Genomic DNA, 554 nt, shown 5'->3' with positions numbered 1-554 from the left:
AAACGACCATCACCTAACTTACATCCACCTAGGTATCATGGCGAGCATTCTGCTGAACTCAAAAGCCGTGGACTTCGTGGTAACTGGTTGTGGTACTGGCCAAGGTGCATTGATGTCTTGCAACCTACACCCAGGCGTTGTTTGTGGTTACTGCCTTGAGCCATCAGACGCGTTCCTGTTCAACCAAATCAATAACGGCAATGCGATTTCTTTGGCATTTGCGAAAGGTTTTGGTTGGGCGGGTGAATTGAACGTTCGTTACATCTTCGAAAAAGCGTTCACAGGCAAACGCGGCGAAGGTTACCCAATTGAGCGTGCAGCACCTCAGCAAGCGAACGCGGCTATCCTAAACAACGTGAAATCAGCGGTAGCAAAAGACGTGGTTGAAGGTCTACGTGCTATCGACCAAGAGCTAGTGAAAACTGCAGTAGGCAGCACGCAATTCCAAGAGTGTTTCTTTGCGCACTGCCAAGTACCTGAAATTGCAGAATATGTGAAGTCGCTACTAGACTAAGCACTCATTTTATCGGGAAATAGGTTAAGGCCAGCCATTG

The 554-nt window shown here is 48.0% G+C and carries 1 protein-coding gene; it reads left to right on the top strand.

All coding sequences use genetic code 11. The features are described from left to right. Nucleotides 1-514, top strand: a 514-nt coding sequence (locus tag R7190_RS29775) for an RpiB/LacA/LacB family sugar-phosphate isomerase (protein ID WP_318138195.1), incomplete at its 5' end; no start/stop codon positions are given. Nucleotides 515-554 lie beyond the last annotated feature (40 nt).

The sequence above is a fragment of the Vibrio sp. 1078-1 genome, assembly GCF_033340475.1.
The sequence above is the reverse complement of the archived record's forward strand: the minus strand, read 5'-3'. Positions and strand labels throughout refer to the sequence as shown.